The organism is Sphaerisporangium fuscum (assembly GCF_018531465.1).
Classification (GTDB): domain Bacteria; phylum Actinomycetota; class Actinomycetes; order Streptosporangiales; family Streptosporangiaceae; genus Sphaerisporangium; species Sphaerisporangium fuscum.
The window spans coordinates 237,300-257,394 of sequence record NZ_JAHDTF010000014.1 but is presented as its reverse complement, the minus strand read 5'-3'; the positions used below and the strand labels follow the sequence as shown (position 1 = coordinate 257,394).

Below are 20,095 nucleotides of genomic sequence, written 5' to 3'. Positions count from 1 at the left end.
GGATAATATACTGCGCACTCTGGGCAATGCGAGCGCCTGCCCGGGTTTCTCGGCGAAAGACTCTTTTGTGGCCTCGTCCGATCGTCAAAGGAGGGGGCATCGTGCCCGTTGCCGCACGCGCTGTGCGTTCACCGGAGCCACAGGACGTGGAGACTGCCTGGATCACCGTTCGTGGGGCGTTGACTCCTACTCCTGTGGTGCCGTCGCCCCTGGCGTCGGGTGCCTTGTTGAAGCTTGAGATCTTCCAGCCGACAGGGTCGTTCAAGGTCAGGGGGGCGCTGGCGGCCTTGGCCGGGCTGCCTGCGCAGGTGAAAGCGGTCACGGCGAGCGCTGGAAACCATGGATTGGCCATGGCCTACGCCGCGTCACAGACAGCGGCCGATGTCACCGTGGTCGTCGCCGAGACGGCCTCACCCGCGAAGGTCGCGAAGATCAAGTCATACCCGGTCACCCTCGTCCAGCACGGTCGTTATTTCGATGACGCGGAGCAGCACGCCTTGTCGCTGCCGGGCCGCTACGTTTCGGCCTACAACGACCCGCACGTGATCGCCGGGCAGGCGACCATCGGCAAGGAACTGGACGATCAGGTGATAGGGCCGCTGACGGTGGTCGTACCGGTGGGTGGCGGCGGGCTGGTCGGGGGACTGAGCCTATGGGCGCGTGAGCGCGGCGACGTGCGAATCGTCGGGGTGGAGTCGAGCGTGTCGCGGGCTGTCTCAACCGCGGTCGCTACCGGTCGGATCACCGAGGTCGAGGTCGGCGACAGCATCGCTGACGGCATTATCGGAAACATCGAGGCCGGTTGCGTGACGCCCGGTCTGATCGGCGCGGGGTCGGTCGCGTTGACAGCGGTGACGGACGCAGAGATCCATGCGGCCTTGCGCTGGCTGTTCACCGAGCATGGGTTGGTCGCCGAGGGCTCCGGCGCCTGCGGAGTCGCTGCCGTACTCGCTGGAAAGGTCGAGATCAGCGGGCGTCTTGTCGTCGTCCTGTCCGGCCGCAACATCACCGCCGGCACCTTCGCGAAGGCCTTGACCCATGACTGACGTCATCATCCCGGCGCCCGTCGTACTCGATGAGGCGCGGGTGCGCGAGCTCCTGCGGCTGCCCGATGCGATCGCCGTCACCCGCCAGGCCCTGATCGCGCAGGCGGCCGGACATGTCACCCAGCCCGACCCATGGCACTTGGAGATCCCCCAGGTGCGCGGCGAAGTGCACATCAAGGGCGGCTACCTTCACGGTTCCACGCATTTCGCGGCCAAGCTCGCGACCGGGTTTTACGCCAATTCCCAGGCCGGCATCCCCGTCTCGTCCGGTTTGAGTGTCATCGCCGACGCCCAGACCGGTTACCCGGTAGTGATCGCCTTGGACAACGGTTACCTAACCGATGTCCGTACCGCAGCGGCCGGAGCTCTCGCCTCCGACGCCCTGGCACGCAAGGACGCGGACGTCGTCGCTGTGATCGGGCCGGGGATCCAGGGTGCCTTGCAGCTGCGGGCCCTGTTGGAGTTGCGCAAGCCGACCCAGGTACGGGTGTACGGGCCGAACAAAGAACGGGCGGAGGCCTTCGCGACCCGGATGCGCGAACTGCACACCTGGAAGGTCACCGTAACTGACTCCGTTCAACAGGCCGTGGAAGGCGCGGACATCATCACCACCGCGACGCCCTCTCGCAAGCCCCACCTGTTCGGCGAGTGGCTCAAGCCCGGTACACATGTGACCGCCATCGGAGCGGACATGGACGGCAAACGGGAGCTTGCTGCCTCCGTGCTGACGGCAACGGGGCTGATCGCAGCAGACGACCTCGCTCAGTGCCGCCGGGTCGGCGAGCTGCAGTACGCCACCAAAACGGTCCTTGACAGCGCCACCGTGGTGGCGCTCGGCGATGTCCTCGCCGGCCGGGTCCCCGGCCGTACAAGCGACGACCAGATCACCGTCGCCGACCTGACCGGCCTGGGTGCCGAGGACGCCGCTGTCGGCACGGTCATCGCCCAGGCCGTAGCGCGTAGCCGCCCAGCGGCTACTGCGCGCGCTCAACACCAGTGACCACGGCTGTAACGCTGCGAGCCGGCGTAACTGCTCGCAGCCCATCAGCCCGAACCGGTCGCACTGGCCACCGCGCTGGATCTGATCGCGCGCAAGCGCGCTGATCATCACAGGATCGGTCTTGGGCTGCAGGTCGGAACGGTGGGCAGATGGGACGGGGCTCGGCCGCGCCCAGCAGCCGCTCGGCCTGTCCCGGCGTGGGCGGCTCGATCTTCTCCTGCCGGTACCGCGTCACAAACGCCGACCGCAGCCGGTCCCGCGAGGTATCCACCGGGCAGATCTCCTCGGCCATCCAGACGATCAGCTTGTCCTCATCGCCGACCATGATCGTCTGGAACTGGTAGAACTCCCGGATCTGCTTGCGGTGGCTGGCCACCTGCCGGGAGACGAAGTCGAACTGGCCGAACAGCTCCGGAGCGACCTTGACCTGACCGGCGATGAAGTCCACCGCGGGTTTGGGCACGTCCTCCCGCCGCGGGAACCTGCCCTCCAGACCGAAGAACTTCAGCAACAGACCAAAGCCCAGCCGCGTCGCCCCGGTCTTGTTACCCACCAGGGCGAACTCGTCCTCATCCAGCGTCCAGCACTCGATGAGGTCTTCCCGCTCCCACTCCCGCCGCATCGCCCGGCCTTTCTCCCGATCCGTGTAGAAGGTCGGAAGAAACATGATCTGTAATCAGTCGGCTACTGATCGGTTTCGAGAAGTCGTGACGGCTACGTACGACCATGAGGCACCACATAGAGCTACTTTTCACCTGGTCGCACGGACCCGAGCGGAGGGCCTTGTCTGCTGGATTCGCGGTGGAACTACGGGGGACCACACACAGGGCGAGGATATTTCCAGATGCCCCGAGACAGGGGTGAGGCAGAGTTCTACGATCACCTCGTGTCGCACCCGTTAGGCAAGCGCCTGGCCGGTGAACTGGCCTCGCGCGACATCCCTACCGTGGTGGGGGCCGCCGGAGGTGTCACGGTGATCTGTTTGGGGCACCGCCTGATGGCCTTCACCGACGGCTCCCGGATCTGGTGGACCAGCCCGCATCCCAGCGCGCGGGGCCGCCGGCTGTGCACCTACGCGGTGACGGTGGCCGGTGCGGCCGCCCGGCTGGCCGACCACTATGCGGTGGTACGGTCGGGGCCGCCAACGGATGAGGAGCCCGACGGCACCATGGCTGCCGTCGGACGACGATTCAAGGCTGCCCCGTCGCCGGAAGAGCCTCCCAAGGCGCCGCGGGCGGGTCGTCCCAGATGGCTGTACGGCATCGTCGCACTGTTGCTCACGATCAGCGCCGCCGCGACGTACTTCGGGTGGAACCGGTACATCGTCGCGACCGTGCAGCCGCCCCGGCTGACGTCCGCAGGCTCCGTGACGGTGTACGTCCCCCCCGACGTCTGGCGAATCGAGCCACAATCGGTCACCGCCCGGATGAACCTGACCGCCGACTACTCCGGCGCACGGCTCTACTTGCGGATACACCCGCGTGCGCGGAGACCCACGTGCGTCCCCTACATGGTAGAGCTGTATGGCTCCGCGAGCCTGGCGCCTCCCACGCCACTGCTCATCAACCAGGGAGTCGAAATCGAAGGGAACACCTGGCGCCGTACCGCAGGGGCGATGTTGGTTCGCGGATCCGCCTGTCCTGGACGCATCGCCGACGGGCAGGAACCCAGCTGGCTGTATGGAACCGTCGGATGGCCGCTGGCTGGACCGACCGTGATGCGGCAGGGGAGCTGGATGGCCCTCAGTATCCCCCCGCTCAGGGTGTGGACCGTTGGCAAGAAGGACTTCGCCGACGTGCTCCGGGACTTCGACAACGGTTCGCCTCGTGGCTTCGGGACGGCAGTCGGCGTCGGCGCCGACTGCACAGTCGACCTGGGGCCGCTGGGGCCGGTGGATCGGCTGGAAGCCGTGGCCCCTCCACTCGACGGTCCGGGGCTTCGCTGGCTGACCTGTGAGCGGCCCATGACGGCCCTGCTCGTGTCGATCCCCGTCAAGGCTGACGCAGACCGGGCGCTGTTCTGGGCCGGTCTCCTCGGCGGGCTCGCCTTTTCGTTGCTCCTCTTCATCGCGCAGCTGCTCATCGACCCGCCAGGTAAGTAGAGCGGCGGCGGCCACGGAGGGCCCCGTGGCTCAGGCAGAGGCCTGGACAACCAACCCGGGACCACCCGGTTCTGCTCGGGGTTCAACTGGGTGCCACTTCCGCAGAACTCGCCTGGTTAGCCGTCAAGGACGTGCGGATGCAGCGCCTGATGACGGCTTCGCACGTGTCCAGAGCGGCCGTGAGAATGCCCGCAGCGCACCCGTGCCTGGATCACCGGGATGCAGGCCGAAGCCACAGCCGGCGAAGGTGACAGGCATCAGGCGCTGAGCCTGCTCCGGCGCGCCGAGCAGGACCTCGAACGTGCCGACTCGCTCCCGGAGACGGAGTGGACGGGCAACTACCGGCGCGAGTCGCTGGAGCACCAGACCGGGCTGATGCTGGCCGCGCTCGGCGACCTGCCCGGCGCAGAGGAGCACTTCGCTCTGTCGGTGGGGGCGCGCCGCAGCGTAGAGCGACGCACCCGGATCTTGATCGCGCCAGGCTCGCCCACGTCCAGATCCACCGCCGGCAGCCGCAGGCCTCAGCCGAGACCGTGCTCCGCCTGGGCGCCGACCTGAGCGGGATCACTCGGGTAACGAGTGAGCTTCGCGCGTAGCGTGCCGCGTGGGCGCCGTACCGGAAGGAGCGGGAGGTCCAGGACGCTGACCGGCTGCCGGCTGGGCTCCTGTCCTAAAGCTGTACCGGCCACCGAACGCGGCGGTGGCTCTATCGCAATGCCAGGACCACAGAGGTCGAATCCCTCTCGCTCTGGCGTACGCCGCCCGCGGCCCAGACCTCGCGGGTGCCGGGGATCAGCGCCAGGTCCCACAGGTCGACTGCCTTGCCGGCGACCTGTGGGATGCTCGTCGACCACTGCCCCGCGGCCGTACGGGACAGTACGCGAGAGGCCGCGTTCCCAGGGGGGTTTGCGATCACCCGGATGCCGCCCCTGCCGTCCGGGACCGCGTCGCCCAGTCGCCATGGATCCGCAGAGGTCCCCGCCGGGGCCGGGAGGGGGACCTCGACCGGAGACCACGTGTGGCCGTCGTAGTGGGCGGCGACCACCTGATCGCGGCCGTTTCCGGCGTTGGTCTCGCTCCTGTTGCCGAACACCCAGACGTCGTCCTTCGCGATCGCCAGGACCCCGGTCAGGCTGGTGCTCCAGTCGCCCGTGCCTGCGGGGATCGCGGCGCCCAGGGGGACCTTACGCCACACCTGCCCGTCGAAGTGGGCGACGGCGCAGCAGCTGATCGCCCACACGTCCTTCTGAGACACGACGCTGGTCTTGACAGGGGTCAGCGGCAGGCGGCTGTGCCGCCAGGTGCGGCCGTTCCAGAACCAGCCTCCGGAGTCGCCGAAGGCCCAGACATGGTGGCGGCCGAGCACCATTCCATTGGAGAGGTTGGGTCGGGAGCCCATCGCCGGCCTGCCCGCGTCCATCCAGCGACGCCCGTCGAAGCGTAGGGCGTGGGACTCGCCGGTGTCGCTGGCGGTGAAGGCCCACAAGTTGTCGGGGGAGGACGCCCCCGCCGAGCCGACCTCGCCGTAGATGCGGCCGGGGAGGCCGACGGTCCGCCAGGCCCGGCCGTCCCAATGCTGTGCGACCGGATGAGCGGTCCCCGCGCATTCGTCGTCGACGGGCTCGGTCCGGCCGAACACCCACACGTTGGTCCGGCTGAGCGGGACGATGTCGGTCATCGAGTCACAGCCGCCGTAACTGTGCATCCGGACCGGCTCCCAGCCGGGCTGTCCCGCAGGGGGCGATGGCGCCGCGATCAGGCCGACCGCCAAGAGCATTCGCACGACCACGCCTCCAATGATGCCGCCCATCCTTCCGTGTGACCGGGGAATCGGGAACACCTCCGGCCACGAGAGTCCGTGCCGTCTGGACGTCCTGGCGCACCAGACCGCGGACGACAAGCGGTCGACCACCGCACTGGTGGGTTCCTGGGCGCGTCGTCCAGGTAAGACGCGACGAGGGGGACATCACCAGGAGGCGGATGGCACGTGGTCCCAATCTCGAGGCGGCCTCTTTGGGGTGCCGGTAGGAAACGTGTCATGAGCCCCAAACGAGCGTGCTCGTGGGGTTGAACAGGGTTTCGAGGTGCCGTCCGAGTTGGAGGCGGAGAAGGGCATCAGCGACGTGCTCATCCGGCTCGTTGCGGCGCTGGCGGCGATCAACGTGATCACCTTCCTGGCCCGCAGTACGCGCTGATGATTTCTGACGGTGGAGATCTCTACGCTGCCCCGTATGAATCGTGAGCGAATTCTCCTGACCCATCCCGGCACCTCCAAGCCCAAATATCTGGAGCTCCGGGCCGACGGGGTCGAGCTGCACCGGAGCTGGTGGACCGGTGCCGGGAAGCCTCAGGAGCGCATGAAGTCGTACGGCAGCGAGCGCGCGGCACGCGAGGCCCTGGAGAAGATCGTCACCGAGAAGATGCATGACGGGTACGCCGTGCTGCGCGACGTCGCCGCGACCGAGCCGAGCGACGTCGTCGTCCAGTGCGCGACGCCGGCGACCAACGGGATCGTCGCGTTCGCCCTGCACCCGGACGGCGGGACCCTCGCGGTCGCCCGCGGCATTCCTGACCGGGTCAGGCTGCAGCTCGGCTCCGAGGTGCAGACCGTCGACTTACGGACCGGCGCCCGCCGAGTGGTGTACGCCGATGCGTCGCGGAACTCAGCGGTCCATGACATGGCGTTCGAACCGGACGGATCGCACCTGACGTTCACCGTCCGGAACACGAGCAGCGGGGAGGACACGAGCCACACGGTGGCACTCGCCACCGGTCACGTTCAGAGCCTGCCCCACACCCGCTTGGGGCTGGACGCCGTCGGCGGCCGGATGCTGGTAGCCGACGGTCACACGTTGCGCGTGCTGGGCCCGGGTGGCCATTCGTGCCTCGATCTTCCCGCGGGCGAGCCCCCGCGGACCGGCGCCGCCGCCCTGTCTCCGTCAGGCCGGCTCGTCGGTCTCGTCCACCACCCGGACAACCGCGATACGGAGTACGACCTCGAGATCTGGGATGTCGACACCGGCCGGCGAGTGCTCGGTGCTCCGTACCCCTTCCCGACGAAAGCCGATGATGCCCGTGGGCTCGGCAAGCTGATGTTCGACCGGACCGAGCGGCTTCTTGTCGCGAGCAGTGAGACGTTGGGATGCTGCGGCGTCTCGGTGGAATCCGGTGCCTTGTGCTGGACGATCGAAGACAGATTCGCTGACGTCGCGCTGTCACCCGACGGCACCCGGCTCGCCGGCGCCCGCATCCGAGGTCCGGTCATCGTTTATGACGTCACGACCGGACAGCCGCTGGAGCCGCGCTTTGTCGTACCCGGCGAACCGTCGCTCTATTACCGCACGGTTGAGTTCTCCGCCGATGGCCGGCTGCTGGCGGTCGGCGACCACCCCGGCCGCGTCACGGTGTTCCGGTTCGACGGCCTGGAGTTCACCAAGCCCGTCGGCTGACCGGGCGGGCGTTCAACGCTCACGGCGCATGGTGGCGGCGAACTCCTCCCGGTGGCCGGGGTTCTCGCCGGTGGCCTGGGCCGCCATGGTGGCCAGCCGGAGTTCCCGGATGTCCCGCAGGACCTCGTACCCCTCCCGCGTGGTGACGTCGTACCTGTACACGTTCGTTGCTGTGCGTCCCCAACATCGTCCATGTCAACCCGCCGCCACGCGACAACCCTATGCGGAACTCCACGGCCACTTCCAAGGCCCCACTTCCATACCTTGTTTTATGGTGGGGTGCCGCAATACCTCTCCGATCAGTTGCCCGACAGTGTGCCGCAACTGCTCCATACTCTCGTCGATTCCGCGCCTTGGGAGAGCCTTCTCCTTGGCGATCTGAAAGTCGCGCTCGGCTATTGAGCGTGTTTCGCTGAACTGGCCGGTCTCGCCTAGGAGGCCCAACAGCGACGGGATCACGACATGGATGATCGAGGAGATCTGGGCGAGCTTGTCATTCCGGCTGAGATTTACGGGAGGCACTTCGCCGGCCTTCTGCATTTGGAAGAGCTGCAGAATACGGCCGATGGAACGTGGTGAATATCTCGCGAGCGCCAGCATGTTATAGACCAGATAGTATGCTTCCTCCGAACGGATATTGAGGCCGATGACCGGGATCCACGCCTCGAGAACGTTACGTACTGCGATCTTGATCTCAATCGAATGCCGTCCGGCGTGGATGCGGGTTGTGTACCAGTTGAATCCGACGCCGACCACGACGGCGGCTGTGGAGAACCCGACGACTCCGGATATCAAGTTCACCATGATCGGGTGCGCCTGCAAGAAATCGAGCCGCGTCGCCTCCAAATAGAGCGAGCAGGCAAATGAGCCGATGGATACGAGTGACAAGGCGATCAGAAGGGATTTCGGCAGGCGCGCCATGTGTGCCCTCCACATCTGTCGCCGGGCTCCCGCCCAGAACGCCGCATCCATACATATCACCGGGTGTCCGCGGATGGCGGCTGATAGCCGATGGTCAGGAGGTGACGGGCGAGTGCGACGACGTTGGTGTCCGCGAGAGGGCGTTCTGTGAGCATTTGTCCCCCTGTGATCGCCCCTGCGGTATCGGTCGCGCAGCAGGTGGGCGGCCTGTGACCTGCATCAGTTGAATAGGCGTTCTGGTGCGCCTTCGATAGGTGGCTCGACGATTTTCGCCTCCGCTCGCGCTCGGGCTGTCCTGCGCGAACCACCCACCGGCCCACCTGCGGCAACGCAAATCACGAACCTGCAAAACGCCCACTCAGTATGAGCGTGGTAGGCCGAGTACGCGGTGGCCGAGGTAGGACAGGACGAGGTTGTTGCTGACCGGGGCGATCTCCAGGAGCTTGGTTTCGCGGAACTTGCGTTCCACGTCGAACTCGACGGCGAAGCCGTTGCCGCCGAAGGCGGTCATGGCCGCGTTGGCTGCCGCCCAGGATGCCTGCGAGGCTAGAAGCTTCGCGGTGTTGGCCTCGGCCCCGCACGGCAGACCTCGGTCGTACAGGTCGGCCGCGTGGAAGCGCATGAGCGAGGCGGCCGCCAACTGGGCGTGGGCCTGGGCGAGGGGGAACTGGACGCCCTGGTTGGCGCCGATCGGACGGTCGAAGACCTCCCGCTTGGAGGCGTAGTCGACGGCCCGCTCGATCAGGAAGCGGCCGTCGCCTAGGGCCTCTGACGCCACCAGGACACGTTCGGCGTTCATTCCGTCCAGGATGCAGGGGAAGCCGCGTCCCTCCCCGCCGATCAGGTTCTCGGCTGGCACTCGCAGGTCGTCGATGAACACCTGGTAGCTGTGGTGGGCGGACATCACGGGAATGCGCTGCCACGCCACGCTCGGCCCGGCCTCCCGCAGGTCCACCAGGAAGACCGACAGGCCGTCGGTCTTCCGCGTCACCTCGGTCGCGGGGGTCGTGCGGGCCAGCAGCAGCATCAGGTCCGAGTAGGCGATCCTGGACGTGAAGACCTTCTGCCCGTTGATGACGTAGTGGTCGCCATCGCGCACCGCCCTGGTCGTGATCTTGGTGGTGTCGGAGCCCGCGTCGGGCTCGGTCACCCCGAACGCCTGCAGACGTAGCCGGCCCGCGGCGATCTCCGGCAGGTAGCGCTTCTTCTGCTCCTCGCTGCCGTGCCGCAGCACGGTGCCCATCGTGTACATCTGGGCGTGACAGGCGCCTGCGTGCCCGCCCGACCGGTGGATCTCCTCCAGGATGATCCCGGCCTCGGTGACGCCGAGCCCGCCGCCGCCGTACTCCTCGGGGATGAGCGTGGCCAGCCAGCCGAGCTCGGTCATGACGCGGACGAACTCCTCCGGGTACTCGCCGTTCGCCTCCAGCTCGCGCCAGTACCGGCCGGGGAAGCGGGCGCAGACGTCGCGGACGGCGAGCCGGATGGCTTCTTGATCATCGGTGAGCTGAAAGTTCATAGCTGGAGACTGTAGGGCTTGGCGACGATTATGTGTAGCATTCGCGCCAAACACTTCCTTAAATCGTCACTAGGGAGTCATCATGCAACTGAATGGAGAATGATGCGCACCAACTTGCTCAGCGGTGTGCGGGTGCTCGCGGTCGAGCAGTACGGCGCGGCGCCGTTCGGCACGCAGCTCCTCGGGCATCTCGGCGCCGAGGTCATCAAGATCGAGCAGCCGGGCGACGGCGACGTGTCCCGTTCGGTGGGCCCGCTGTTCCGCGACGACCTGCCGGAGACCGCGCGTAGCGTCTTCTTCCAGGGGCTCAACGGCGGCAAGAAGAGCCTCACCCTGAACCTGGCGCACGACAAGGGCCGGCAGATCCTGTCCGAGCTGGCCGCGAGCGCCGACGCGGTGGTCAGCAACCTCCGCGGCGACGTACCCGGTCGGCTGGGCCTCACCTTCGACCGGCTGCGCGCGGCCAACCCGCGGATCGTGTGCGGGCACCTCACCGGCTACGGTCGCACGGGCGAGCGGGCGGCGCGGCCGGGTTACGACTACCTGATGCAGGCGGAGCTGGGGTACTTCGACCTGACCGGTGAGCCGGACGGCCCGCCGTCCCGGATGGGCGTCTCCATGATCGACCTGACCGGCGGCGTGGTGCTCGCCCTCGCCACGGTCAGCGGCATCCTGCGGGCGCGGGCGACGGGCGTGGGGGGTGACGTGGACGTCAGCCTGTTCGACGTGGCGCTGTTCAGCCTCAACTACCCGGCGCACTGGTACCTGAACGGCGGGCTGCGCACCTCCCGGCTGCCCCGCTCGGCGCATCCGTCCCTCACCCCGTGCCAGAGCTACCGCACCGCGGACGGCTGGATCTACCTGATGTGCAACAAGGAGAAGTTCTGGCCGCTGCTGTGCGCGCGGATCGGGCGTCCCGAGTGGGGCGAGGAGCCGAGGTTCCGTACGTTCGCCGACCGGCTGGCGGCCAGGGACGAGCTGACCGGCCTGCTCGACGGGGAGCTGTCCAGGCACACGACGGCCGAGTGGCTGGCGGTCTTCGGCGACGCGGTGCCCGCCGCGCCCATCCTGACACTGACCGAGGCCATGGACAGCCCCATGGTCCTGGACGGCGACCGGGTGGAGCGGATCGATGTGGGCACGGGCGACGTGCTGCGGATGATCGCCGCCCCGATCAGGACCGACGGCCCGGCACGACCGCCCACCTGCGCGCCCACCCTCGGCGAGCACACCGGCGAGGTGCTCACCGCACTGGGCAGAACGGCCGCCGACCTGGACGAACTGCGCGCACTGGGCGTGATATGAGCATCGAGAAGCACCGTGGTGGCAGAAGCATCGACACGGCCCGGGTGATCCTTTTCGTGCCCGGCGACAGGCCCGAGCGGATCGCACGCGCACTGAGCGCGGGGGCGGACGCGGTGGTGATCGACCTGGAGGACTCGGTCGCCCCCGCGAACAAACCGGCCGCCCGCGAAGCCGCCGCCCGCGCGGTCGAGACCACCCGGGTTCTGCCGGTCGGGGTGCGGGTCAACGCGCTCACCACACCCGACGGAATCCGTGATCTCGCGGCCCTGCTCGAGGGTCCGGCCGGGTTTCCGGACTTCGTCGTCCTACCGAAGGTCGAGTCGGCGGCCGAGGCGCGGCTGTGCACTCAGGTGCTCGGCGGCCGGAACTGGCCTGGTGAGCTGGTGTGCGCCATCGAGTCCGGCGCGGGGCTCGAACACGCCGCGGAGATCGCCGCCGCCGACCCGCACGTGGTCGCCCTCGGTTTCGGTGGCGCCGACCTGGCCGCGGCACTGGGCGCCGAGCCGGCCTGGGAGCCGATGCTGCCTGCGCGGGCTCGCCTGATCTGGGCCGCGGGGGCGGCCGGGATCAGCGCACTCGACATGCCCTGCTTCGACCTGGACTCCGCCGCCGTGCTCGCCGAGGAGTGCCGCCGCGCCCGCGCGCTGGGCTTCACCGGCAAGTTCGCGATCCACCCCAAGCAGGTGGACGGCGTCAGGCAGGCGTTCACGCCGACGGCGCGGCAGGTCGCCGACGCGCACGCGGTGCTGCGGGCGGCCGAGGACGGCGGGGCGGTCCGCTTTCGCGGATCGATGATCGACGCCGCCCAGGTGCGCCGCGCCCGGCTCGTCATCGAACGCGCGGGAGGTGGCGCATGACGTTCTCCGCGTACTACCTGCTCGCTCCCGGCAGGTACGCCGAGCGGTTCGGGCTCGACTTCGAGGATTTCGCCGCGGGACAGCGCTTCCGGCACCGGCCGGGAGTCACCTTGTCCCAGCAGGACAACACCGAGCATGCGCTGGACACGATGAACTCCGCGATGCTGCACTTCGACGCCGCCTACGCCGGGCACACCGCGTGGGGCAGACCGCTGATGGTCAGCACGCTCACCGCGCAGCGGGTGATCGGCCTGTGCGCCAAGACGTTCGCCCGGCGGCGCAGGCTGCCGGGGCTTGACGAGATCGGCCTGCGGGCGCCGGTGTTCGGCGGCGACACCCTGTACGCCGAGTCGGAGATCCTCGCGGTGGACCCCGGCGGCGATCCGGACGCCGGCGTCGTATGGGTGCGCACGCGTGGGCTGAACGCGTCCGGCGCCGAGGTGATCGATCTGAGCTACCGAGCGGAGATCTACCGTCGGGGGCGTGGCCCGGACGCCGATCCCGGCGGTCCGCCGGTGGCCGAGCCGAGGTTCGCGGCCTACGACCTGGTCGACGGCGACCTGCGGGAACGCTACGGCCTGTTCTTCGAGGACTGCCGGCCGGGCGAGCGGTTCGTCCACCACCCCGGATACACCTTTCTCCACGAGGAGGCGATCGGGCAGGCCCGCAGGTCGATGGAGTTCGCACCCGGCTACCACGAAGATCCGCCCCTGGTCACCGAGATGTTCGTGCTCGCCGCCGCCGCGACCGCGTCGACGCGCACCTTCGGACGGGTCGTGGCGAACCTCGGCTGGTACGACATCGAGCTGCCGACACCGGTGCGCGCGGGTGACACCGTACGAGCCGAGTCGGAGATCCTCGACGCCCGCCCGTCGAGGTCGCGCCCCGCCGAGGGGGTCCTGTCGGTCATCACGCGGGCGCTGAACCAGCGCGGCGAACCGGTGTTGTCGTTCCGGCGCTCCCTGCTGGTGCACCGCAGGGACGCTGACGGCCCCTACGGCCCCGCCGGCTACGGGTAGACCCGTGTCATCCGGGGCGGCCACGGATACCTGACCTTGAAGATGGACAGGAACACCATGATCTCGACCTCGCGCACGCCGGGCACCGTGCGGATGCGGTCGGTCACCAGCCGGTGCAGGTGCGCGGCGTCGAGGTGGCCGACCTCCGCCATCAGGTCGTAGCGGCCCGCGGTGGCCACCAGCCATTCGACCTCGTCGACCTGCGTGATCGCCGCGGCGATCACGTCGAGGTCGCCCTCGCACCGCAGGCCGATGGCGGCGCGGTGCAGGAAGCTCACCTTCCTAGGGTTGATGATGGCTGCGATCTTGATGACGCCCGTGTCGATCAGGCGCGCCACCCGCTGCCTGGTCGGGGCGAGGCTGAGCCCGACCGCCTCGGCGATCCGGCCGTAGGTCCGACGCCCGTCCTCCTGCAGTTCGGCGACGATGCGCCGGTCGATCGCGTCCAGCGTCACCTCCTCGCCGTCGCCGGTCAGCGCGGGCAGGACCGGAGGGCACCGCCGGGCGCCGGCCAGCTCGTCCGGCACCCGCCTGCCCGAGCCAGGGGGCCAGGAGTATGAGGCCTTGAACAGGTTGAGATACAGGAAGGTCTCGACGTCGCGCACCCCGGGGACCGCGCGCATGCGCTCGACGAGCAGGCCGTACAGGTGCTGCTCGTCCACGCAGCGGAGCTCGGCCATCAGGTCGTAGCGGCCCCCGGTGGCGACCAGCCAGTCGACCTCCTCCACCTCGCTGATCGCGGCTGCGATGGCGTCGAGGTCGCCCTCGCAGCGCAGGCCGACCGCGACCCGCAGCCGGAAGCCGAAGGCGCCGGGGTTGGTGATGGCCACGATCTCGATCAGCCCGGACCCGGTCAGGCGGGCCACCCGCTGCCGGGTCGGCGCCTCGGTGAGCCCGACCGCTTCGGCGATGCGCCCGTAGGTCCGCCTGCCGTCGTCCTGCAGTTCGGCGATGATCCGCCGGTCGATCTCGTCCAGAGCGGGCGGATCCTGCACTTCGCGGCTGTCTTGGAGGGCATCGCTCACCCCGCAATGGAAGCATGACCGTCACCTGTCCGCCACACGACCCCCCAATCCGACCCGCGACAGCGGAAATATGAACAATCAACGGTCTGAAGTGCGAAGAACAGTTGTGGAGAGCTATGTAATCAACTATTTTGCCATGCATGAGCGAATCCTATGACGCCGATGCGGTGGCGCTGTCGGACGGCATGCTCCGCCGCGAGTCCGGCCGCCTGCTGATCGAGGACGTGCCGGTGGACGCCCTGGTCGAGCGGTTCTCCGCACCGCTGTTCGTGCTGTCGGAGTCCACCCTGCGGCGCCGGGCGCGCCGCATCCGCGCCGCGTTCGAGCGGGCCTGGCCCCGGGGTCCGGTCGCGGTGCTGCCCGCGGTCAAGGCCAACCCCGTGCTCGCACTCCAACGGGTGCTCGCGCAGGAGGGCATGGGCGCCGACCTGGTCGGCCCGGGCGAGCTGGAGGTCGCGGTCCGTGCCGGGATCGACCCCGCCCTGATCTCGCTCAACGGCACCGGCAAGGACCGCGCCACGATCGAGCGCGCCGTGGCGCTCGGCGCCCGCGTCACCATCGACGACGTACGGGAGATCGAACTCGCGGTGGCCGCGGCCCGCGCCGTCGGCAAGCAGGCCAACCTGCGTATCCGGCTGCGGCCCTACTGCGAGACCGACGCCCGGATGGAGTCCTTCGGCGTCCCGATCGCCGACATCTACGGCACCTACAAGTCAGGCGTCCCCTACGACGACCTCGCCGAGGCCGGTCGCGCGCTGTCCGCGCCGGAACTGCGGGTCACCGGCGTGATGATGCACATGGGTCGCTACACCACCGACCTGTCGGTCATCGGTGGGTTCAGCAGGCGGTTCGGTGAGCTGACCGCCGAGGTGTCGGAGCTGTGGGGCGGCTGGACGCCGGACACCATCGACGTCGGCGGCGGATTCGCCCCGCACGTCGAGGGGTTCGGCCGGGCCAACCCGAGCTTCGTCCCCCCGGTCCCGCCGTCGATCGAGCGCTACGCCGAGGTCGTCTGCGAGAACCTGGCCAAGGGCCTGGCGTCGGGCGGCATCGGCGTCGAGGGCCGCACCTTGGAGGTCGAGCCGGGCCGCGCGCTGTTCGGGCCGTGCGGCATCCACGTGGCGACCCTGCTCAACGTGAAGCGCCAGACCCAACCCTTCCCCTTCACCTGGTACGAGACCGACACCACGCAACTGTTCCTGGCGGAGATCTCCGACCAGGCCGGCCGCCCGCCGGTGACCCCCGTGCTGCTGCCGGAGACCGAGACCGCGGTCGACGTCCGGGTCGTCGGCCGCTCCTGCATGTCCGACGTGCTCGCGCGCACCGCCACGCTGCCCCACATGAGCGCGGGCGACCTGCTGGCCTTCTGCTTCACCGGCGCCTACAACGACGCGAACGCGAGCAATCTCAACCTGCTGCCCCGCCCCGCGACCGTGCTGGTGAGCGGCGCGCAGGCCCACCTGGTACGGCGGGCCGAGCGCATCGAGGACCTTCTCGCCCGCGACACCCTCCCCGACCACCTCCACCACACCTTCACCGGAGCCGCCCGATGACCAGCACCACGCCCGTACTCGACCACATGGGGCTCACCTGCGCCGACCTGGCGCTCTCGCTCACCTTCTACCGCGACCTGCTCGGCATGCCGCTGCTCAAGCAGGGTGAGGCGCAGGCCCGCGCGGCGGGCATCGAGGACGCCTGGCTCGCCTTCGCCATGCTCGACGCGGGCCAGGGGCAGATGATCGAGCTGCTGGAGTACCGCAGGCCCAAGAGCCCGCCGTCGGTCGCGCCGCCGGTCAGCAGCGCGGGGGGCGGGCACGTCGCCCTGGGCGTCCAGGACCTGGACGGGCTGCTCGTACGCCTGGCCGAGGCCGGGGTCCACCCGCTCACCGGGGAGCCGATCACGATGTCAGGGCTCGGGCCCTGGGACGGGGCGCGGCTCGTGTACGTGCTCGATCCCGACCGCCACGTGGTCGAACTGATCCAGTTCGCCGCGCGGAGGTAGGGCCGGCGCGCGTCCAGCTACGGCGGGCGCGCGTGTCCTCGGCCGCGTGTCCGTTGCCGGAATGGTGATCGTCGGGGTTTGTCGACCACCTGCGCAACGGGCACGCGGAGCTCAGCCGCTCAAGTCGAGGTTCATGGTGCTGCCCTGCGCCCGTGCCAGCGGCTGAACTGCTCTGGAGTACGGACGCCGTCATCCAGCACTGACTGGTAGATATCGACACTCCGCACGGTCTTCCCGTACTCATCGCGATCGGCCCAGGCGTCCTTGATCTGCAAGATCGCCATTCGAGTCTCCGGAGTGAGCCGCGGAGGTATCGTGCGCAGATCCGCGAGGTCCGGCTGGCGTTCGGGTTCGTCCACGAACCAGATGTCCAGGGTCCATTCGTCTCCTTGCGCCGAGCGGTACTCAACGCCGAGGTACAGGCCATCCGGATAGGCCGGGTCTGTGTTCCAGTGACCGGTGTCATCGCGGAACCGAACCTGGCGTACGCGGGGATGCACGGCCAAGCGTGCGCCGAATTGCGCGACGGCCTCAGTGACTGAGATGCCGAGGGCCGGACAGGCGACAGTGATGTCCAGGTCGCGGCGAACCATCAAGCCAAGCGCAGCGCTGCCCACCCATACCGGCGAGCCCAACGCGGACAGCCGCTCGTCCAATCGCAGGTCGAGGCTCACGGTGCCCGCCTCGGCCTGGAGGACTTCCTGACGCTGCACCAGCTCATTGATCACGGACTCAGTATCAAGTCGAGCGTGTCCAAAGCCAAGTCGGCGCCAAGGTGATCGGCGACCTGCCGGCCCACAACCGCCCGGGAGAACAAGTCCTGCACGAACGCCGTGTACGCCCATCCGGCAGCGGTGACCACATACGTGACGTCCCGACCCAGCGGCGCTTCGGGCGTCCGCGGTGAAGTCCCGTACCAGCAGGTCACCGGGCTCTCGTACCCTCTCTCCTCATCAGGGGCATGCCCGCCGCACACCGCCCGCCGCGACACGCTTCCCACCCACGGCGACCGCGAGTCCGCGGTCGCCAGGCTCTCCACCAGGCAGGAGCACCAGCCGACGCCGGATGGGGTGCCGTAGCTCAATCACGGAAATCCCCTTTTTCACCTGTCGGGCGATCAAGGACCATGATCCTTGCCGCGCACCGGGGAGGATCACACCCCACCGTGCCAGGCCATCTCCTTCTAGCTGGGAAACAGGCTAGAACTCACAATGTGTCGTTCGCGCCGGTCTCCTTCGGGCTGCCGGTCAGGGATTGCTTGCTCGGGAGCGGTCACGAAGTCGCCACAGTGCGAGGAGCCCACCGATGGCGGGGATGGCGGCGCGCCAGCGAGCACCGGATGAGGCGGTGGACGGGGCCAGCGCGGTGGCCGTGATGACAGCGAGGTAGGCCGCGCCGTGCAGCGGTCCGACGAGGGAGGAGATCGCTTTCATGTGGATGGTGAACAGGTTGATCAGCAGGACCGTCAACGAGGAGCACTCGACGCCGACCGCGATCCGCAGCGTGCGCACTGTGAATCACGCTCCCGTGGCCGAGCCGGGACGTACGATCATCAAAAGGACGACCGCCCACAGCAGGTCATAGAGGCCGGCGAGCATGTGCAGCGGACGCAGCCGGTTGCGGTTGCCGGGGTTGGCGAGCGCGTCGCGCCGGCGCGGATGGATCTGCGGCGCCAGCAGGAGGCCCGCGGCGGCGGTGAGAACCGTGGCTAGGGTCTCGCCACTGCGGCCTTGGACGTAGGCCAGGACGATGCCCGCGGCGGGCACGATCAGGCCAAACGCGCGGTATCCGCCAGTGATGCGGTGCAGCGCGACGGCTACGACGCGGGTGCGCTCTCCCGGCGCTTGCGGCGGGGGGCCCGGGGCAGCGGGCATGGCCACGTCCGGTGGAATGCCGGTAGTGGCCGGGACGTAGCGGGGAAACAGGCTCGTCGCGACTGCGGAGCCTCCGACGAACACGATGGCGGCCATGACATGCACCGACAGCGACAACTGTTCCATGAGCTCTCTTTCTCACGGTCAGGGCGTCCGAAGCTCGGCACGCGAGCGTCAGGCCCTCCGGTTCCTTGGGCTGACGCCCCGGTCAGTCGTCCCAGCCGCTGGCGTCGAGGAAGTCTTCCCAGGTGATGTAGGGAGTCTCGGGATGCCGCTGGTGCAGGACCTCGCCCGGTAGGGTCATGGGCGGGGCTTTGCGCGGATCGGCGAGGCACTGCGCGATCATGGCGTCGGTCAGGGCGCGGGCGCCGCCGTGGCGGGGGTAGACGGCATGCACACGTGCGGCGTATCCGGCGGGTAGGTCGTCGGGGCCGCCGGTCAGGTCGATGCCGATGCCGTTCTGCGCGATCGTGATTTCCGGCGGGCGGCGACGGGTGAACACCGGCGAGTCGTGGAGGCCGTAGGAGGTGTGCAGGGCGATGCCGTCCCAGACGGTGTCGACGCGGGCATCGGTGATGCCCTGCTTCTCCAGAAAACGTGCGGCGAAGTCGGCACCGTCGACTTCGAACCGCTGGCCGGTGTTGGCGTGTTCGGTCAGGCCCATGTCGTGCAGCACGCAGATGAGGAACATGACCTCGGCGTCGTAGTCGCGGCCCGGTAGGCGTCCGGCCTTGGCGGCGGCCGCCCGGGCGAAGAGGAAGCTGCGCAGGCTGTGGTTACGCAGGTAGGGCTTTTGCGAGTCGGTCACCAGTCGTCGGGCCGCCTTGGCGACGCGTGTGGCGGGAAAGGACAGGTCGGTGTGCGGAGTCTTGGCGTGGGCGGGAGGCGTGCCGACGGCCAGGCTCGCGGCGCCGGCGAGGCCGGCTCCCAGCAGTGTGCGGCGGTTCAGGGACGAGCTCATCTGTTCTCCTTCGGGATCAGCGGCGAATGGGAGATGCTGCGGAAGCGCTGGCGGTAGGCGGTCGGAGTGGTGCCCAGGACCTTCAGGAACGTACGGCGCATCGTCTCGTCGGATCCGAGACCGCACCTGCGGGCGATCGACGCCACGGGTTCGGCACTGGTCTCCAGGAGGGCCTGCGCGGCCTCCACCCGGATCCGCTCGACGTACTGGCCGGGGGTGAGCCCGATCTCACGACGAAACAACCGGGTCAGATGGCGTTCGCTGACCGTGACCTGGGCCGCCATCGCGGCCAGCGTGTGCTCTGCCGCCGGGTCGGCCACGACCGCGTCCAGCAGGCGGCGCAGCGCCGGGTGACGCGTCGCGGGGACGGCCACGCGAACGCTGAACTGCGACTGGCCGCCCGGCCGCTGCAGGAACACGACCATGTACTTGGCCACCGCCCGCGCGAGGTCCGGTCCGTGGTCCTCCTCCACAAGCGCCAGCGCCAGATCGATTCCGGCGGTGACGCCCGCCGAGGTCACGACCGGTCCATCGCGGACGAAGATGGCGTCGCGCTCCACGGTGACCCGCGGGAACCGGGACTCCAACTCGGCGCAGGCCGCCCAGTGTGTGGTGGCCCGTCGCCCGTCGAGCAGGCCGACCTCCGCCAGCAGGAGCGCACCCGTGCACACCGACGCCACCCGGCGCGCGCGACCGCCGATGTCACGCAGCAGGTATGAGAACGCCTCCCCAGGGCGGTCGCCGTCCGGCGGCGCGTACCCCGGCACCAGCAACGTGTCGATCGGACCTTCGCACTCGCCCAGAGCCAGGTCGGCCCCCAGCGGCACACCGGCATCCGTACGCACCGGCCGCCCATCGACCGAAGCAAGCCGGACCCGGTAGCCGCCGGACCCGTGCAGAACCTGCACCGGTCCGGCCGCATCGAGCAGCACCACCCCGTCGTAGACGGCCACAACTACATCGAGCACCCCACCAGCCTCACGGTTCGCCGCAAAAGTCCACAAGGACCACTAGCC

General features: G+C 68.9%; 22 protein-coding genes. 10 read left to right on the top strand and 12 right to left on the bottom strand.

What is annotated here, in order from left to right; genetic code table 11:
* Nucleotides 1-26 precede the first annotated feature (26 nt).
* Together KIK05_RS18965 and KIK05_RS18960 are read left to right on the top strand one after the other, a co-directional pair.
* On the top strand, nt 27-1,046 hold the full coding sequence (locus tag KIK05_RS18965) for a threonine ammonia-lyase (protein WP_284681350.1): 1,020 nt from the start codon (nt 27-29) through the stop codon (nt 1,044-1,046).
* Nucleotides 1,039-2,046 carry an NAD(P)-binding domain-containing protein gene (locus KIK05_RS18960; protein ID WP_214412062.1) on the top strand — a complete coding sequence of 336 codons (1,008 nt, stop codon included), beginning with the start codon at nt 1,039-1,041 and terminating at the stop codon, nt 2,044-2,046. Before KIK05_RS18965 ends, KIK05_RS18960 begins: the two co-directional genes overlap by 8 nt.
* Here the strand turns inward: KIK05_RS18960 and KIK05_RS18955 are convergent.
* Nucleotides 2,021-2,713, bottom strand: a complete 693-nt coding sequence (locus tag KIK05_RS18955; protein ID WP_214412061.1) for a DUF4158 domain-containing protein — start codon at nt 2,711-2,713, stop codon at nt 2,021-2,023. The two genes, KIK05_RS18960 and KIK05_RS18955, sit on opposite strands and share 26 nt — an antisense overlap.
* 177 nt (nt 2,714-2,890) lie before the next feature.
* On the opposite strand from KIK05_RS18955, the gene KIK05_RS18950 reads away from it, so the two are divergent.
* Both KIK05_RS18950 and KIK05_RS18945 read left to right on the top strand, forming a co-directional pair.
* Complete coding sequence (locus KIK05_RS18950) at nt 2,891-4,147, top strand: hypothetical protein (protein ID WP_214412060.1); 1,257 nt, start codon at nt 2,891-2,893, stop codon at nt 4,145-4,147.
* Nucleotides 4,148-4,366: 219 nt separating this feature from the next.
* Nucleotides 4,367-4,705 carry a hypothetical protein gene (locus KIK05_RS18945; protein WP_214412059.1) on the top strand — a complete coding sequence of 113 codons (339 nt, stop codon included), beginning with the start codon at nt 4,367-4,369 and terminating at the stop codon, nt 4,703-4,705.
* Between the two features lie 148 nt (nt 4,706-4,853).
* Here KIK05_RS18945 and KIK05_RS18940 read toward each other — a convergent pair whose 3' ends face one another.
* Nucleotides 4,854-5,930, bottom strand: a complete 1,077-nt coding sequence (locus tag KIK05_RS18940) for a hypothetical protein (RefSeq protein ID WP_214412058.1) — start codon at nt 5,928-5,930, stop codon at nt 4,854-4,856.
* Nucleotides 5,931-6,354: 424 nt separating this feature from the next.
* On the opposite strand from KIK05_RS18940, the gene KIK05_RS18935 reads away from it, so the two are divergent.
* Nucleotides 6,355-7,596 (top strand): hypothetical protein, encoded by a 1,242-nt coding sequence (locus tag KIK05_RS18935; RefSeq protein WP_214412057.1) that lies wholly within the window; start codon nt 6,355-6,357, stop codon nt 7,594-7,596.
* 12 nt (nt 7,597-7,608) lie between these two features.
* On the opposite strand, the gene KIK05_RS18930 is transcribed toward KIK05_RS18935, so the two are convergent.
* The 3 genes from KIK05_RS18930 to KIK05_RS18920 form a co-directional block, all read right to left on the bottom strand.
* Nucleotides 7,609-7,758 (bottom strand): hypothetical protein, encoded by a 150-nt coding sequence (locus tag KIK05_RS18930; protein WP_214412056.1) that lies wholly within the window; start codon nt 7,756-7,758, stop codon nt 7,609-7,611.
* Between the two features lie 57 nt (nt 7,759-7,815).
* Nucleotides 7,816-8,517 (bottom strand): hypothetical protein, encoded by a 702-nt coding sequence (locus KIK05_RS18925; RefSeq protein WP_214412055.1) that lies wholly within the window; start codon nt 8,515-8,517, stop codon nt 7,816-7,818.
* Between the two features lie 358 nt (nt 8,518-8,875).
* Nucleotides 8,876-10,036: an acyl-CoA dehydrogenase family protein gene (locus KIK05_RS18920; protein WP_214412054.1), complete on the bottom strand. Its 1,161-nt coding sequence runs from the start codon at nt 10,034-10,036 to the stop codon at nt 8,876-8,878.
* A 102-nt stretch (nt 10,037-10,138) separates the two neighbouring features.
* Here KIK05_RS18920 and KIK05_RS18915 point away from each other — a divergent pair, with 102 nt between their 5' ends.
* The 3 genes from KIK05_RS18915 to KIK05_RS18905 are packed head-to-tail and all read left to right on the top strand — an operon-like array spanning nt 10,139 to nt 13,217.
* Nucleotides 10,139-11,341, top strand: a complete 1,203-nt coding sequence (locus tag KIK05_RS18915) for a CaiB/BaiF CoA transferase family protein (RefSeq protein WP_214412053.1) — start codon at nt 10,139-10,141, stop codon at nt 11,339-11,341.
* The gene (locus KIK05_RS18910; protein WP_214412052.1) at nt 11,338-12,198 is read left to right on the top strand and encodes an HpcH/HpaI aldolase/citrate lyase family protein; all 861 of its coding nucleotides are present in this window, start codon (nt 11,338-11,340) and stop codon (nt 12,196-12,198) included. Before KIK05_RS18915 ends, KIK05_RS18910 begins: the two co-directional genes overlap by 4 nt.
* Nucleotides 12,195-13,217 carry a MaoC family dehydratase gene (locus KIK05_RS18905; protein WP_214412051.1) on the top strand — a complete coding sequence of 341 codons (1,023 nt, stop codon included), beginning with the start codon at nt 12,195-12,197 and terminating at the stop codon, nt 13,215-13,217. Before KIK05_RS18910 ends, KIK05_RS18905 begins: the two co-directional genes overlap by 4 nt.
* Here the strand turns inward: KIK05_RS18905 and KIK05_RS18900 are convergent.
* On the bottom strand, nt 13,208-14,242 hold the full coding sequence (locus KIK05_RS18900) for an Lrp/AsnC family transcriptional regulator (RefSeq protein ID WP_214412050.1): 1,035 nt from the start codon (nt 14,240-14,242) through the stop codon (nt 13,208-13,210). The genes KIK05_RS18905 and KIK05_RS18900 overlap by 10 nt on opposite strands.
* Before the next feature lie 140 nt (nt 14,243-14,382).
* Here KIK05_RS18900 and KIK05_RS18895 point away from each other — a divergent pair, with 140 nt between their 5' ends.
* Both KIK05_RS18895 and KIK05_RS18890 read left to right on the top strand, forming a co-directional pair.
* Nucleotides 14,383-15,795, top strand: coding sequence for a diaminopimelate decarboxylase family protein (locus KIK05_RS18895; protein ID WP_214412049.1), 1,413 nt, complete (start codon nt 14,383-14,385; stop codon nt 15,793-15,795).
* Complete coding sequence (locus tag KIK05_RS18890) at nt 15,792-16,244, top strand: VOC family protein (protein WP_214412048.1); 453 nt, start codon at nt 15,792-15,794, stop codon at nt 16,242-16,244. Before KIK05_RS18895 ends, KIK05_RS18890 begins: the two co-directional genes overlap by 4 nt.
* Before the next feature lie 131 nt (nt 16,245-16,375).
* Here KIK05_RS18890 and KIK05_RS18885 read toward each other — a convergent pair whose 3' ends face one another.
* The 6 genes from KIK05_RS18885 to KIK05_RS18860 form a co-directional block, all read right to left on the bottom strand.
* Complete coding sequence (locus KIK05_RS18885) at nt 16,376-16,972, bottom strand: hypothetical protein (RefSeq protein WP_214412047.1); 597 nt, start codon at nt 16,970-16,972, stop codon at nt 16,376-16,378.
* Complete coding sequence (locus KIK05_RS18880; protein WP_214412046.1) at nt 16,969-17,328, bottom strand: hypothetical protein; 360 nt, start codon at nt 17,326-17,328, stop codon at nt 16,969-16,971. The genes KIK05_RS18885 and KIK05_RS18880 overlap by 4 nt, the downstream gene beginning before the upstream one ends.
* A gap of 163 nt (nt 17,329-17,491) precedes the next feature.
* Complete coding sequence (locus KIK05_RS18875; RefSeq protein WP_214412045.1) at nt 17,492-17,755, bottom strand: hypothetical protein; 264 nt, start codon at nt 17,753-17,755, stop codon at nt 17,492-17,494.
* Between the two features lie 6 nt (nt 17,756-17,761).
* Entirely contained in the window at nt 17,762-18,244 is a 483-nt protein-coding gene (locus tag KIK05_RS18870) for a hypothetical protein (RefSeq protein ID WP_214412044.1), read from the bottom strand.
* An 82-nt stretch (nt 18,245-18,326) separates the two neighbouring features.
* Complete coding sequence (locus KIK05_RS18865; RefSeq protein ID WP_214412043.1) at nt 18,327-19,079, bottom strand: HD domain-containing protein; 753 nt, start codon at nt 19,077-19,079, stop codon at nt 18,327-18,329.
* On the bottom strand, nt 19,076-20,047 hold the full coding sequence (locus tag KIK05_RS18860; RefSeq protein WP_214412042.1) for a GlxA family transcriptional regulator: 972 nt from the start codon (nt 20,045-20,047) through the stop codon (nt 19,076-19,078). The genes KIK05_RS18865 and KIK05_RS18860 overlap by 4 nt, the downstream gene beginning before the upstream one ends.
* Between the last annotated feature and the right edge of the window lie 48 nt (nt 20,048-20,095).

Excerpts from the sequence above, each read along its gene's own strand:
- KIK05_RS18965 (WP_284681350.1), top strand. The coding sequence starts at position 27 with ATGCGAGCGCCTGCCCGGGTTTCTCGGCGAAAGACTCTTTTGTGGCCT.
- KIK05_RS18960 (WP_214412062.1), top strand. The coding sequence starts at position 1,039 with ATGACTGACGTCATCATCCCGGCGCCCGTCGTACTCGATGAGGCGCGG.
- KIK05_RS18955 (WP_214412061.1), bottom strand. The coding sequence starts at position 2,713 with ATGTTTCTTCCGACCTTCTACACGGATCGGGAGAAAGGCCGGGCGATG.
- KIK05_RS18950 (WP_214412060.1), top strand. The coding sequence starts at position 2,891 with ATGCCCCGAGACAGGGGTGAGGCAGAGTTCTACGATCACCTCGTGTCG.
- KIK05_RS18945 (WP_214412059.1), top strand. The coding sequence starts at position 4,367 with ATGCAGGCCGAAGCCACAGCCGGCGAAGGTGACAGGCATCAGGCGCTG.
- KIK05_RS18925 (WP_214412055.1), bottom strand. The coding sequence starts at position 8,517 with ATGGCGCGCCTGCCGAAATCCCTTCTGATCGCCTTGTCACTCGTATCC.
- KIK05_RS18920 (WP_214412054.1), bottom strand. The coding sequence starts at position 10,036 with ATGAACTTTCAGCTCACCGATGATCAAGAAGCCATCCGGCTCGCCGTC.
- KIK05_RS18915 (WP_214412053.1), top strand. The coding sequence starts at position 10,139 with ATGCGCACCAACTTGCTCAGCGGTGTGCGGGTGCTCGCGGTCGAGCAG.
- KIK05_RS18910 (WP_214412052.1), top strand. The coding sequence starts at position 11,338 with ATGAGCATCGAGAAGCACCGTGGTGGCAGAAGCATCGACACGGCCCGG.
- KIK05_RS18905 (WP_214412051.1), top strand. The coding sequence starts at position 12,195 with ATGACGTTCTCCGCGTACTACCTGCTCGCTCCCGGCAGGTACGCCGAG.
- KIK05_RS18895 (WP_214412049.1), top strand. The coding sequence starts at position 14,383 with ATGAGCGAATCCTATGACGCCGATGCGGTGGCGCTGTCGGACGGCATG.
- KIK05_RS18890 (WP_214412048.1), top strand. The coding sequence starts at position 15,792 with ATGACCAGCACCACGCCCGTACTCGACCACATGGGGCTCACCTGCGCC.
- KIK05_RS18870 (WP_214412044.1), bottom strand. The coding sequence starts at position 18,244 with ATGGAACAGTTGTCGCTGTCGGTGCATGTCATGGCCGCCATCGTGTTC.
- KIK05_RS18865 (WP_214412043.1), bottom strand. The coding sequence starts at position 19,079 with ATGAGCTCGTCCCTGAACCGCCGCACACTGCTGGGAGCCGGCCTCGCC.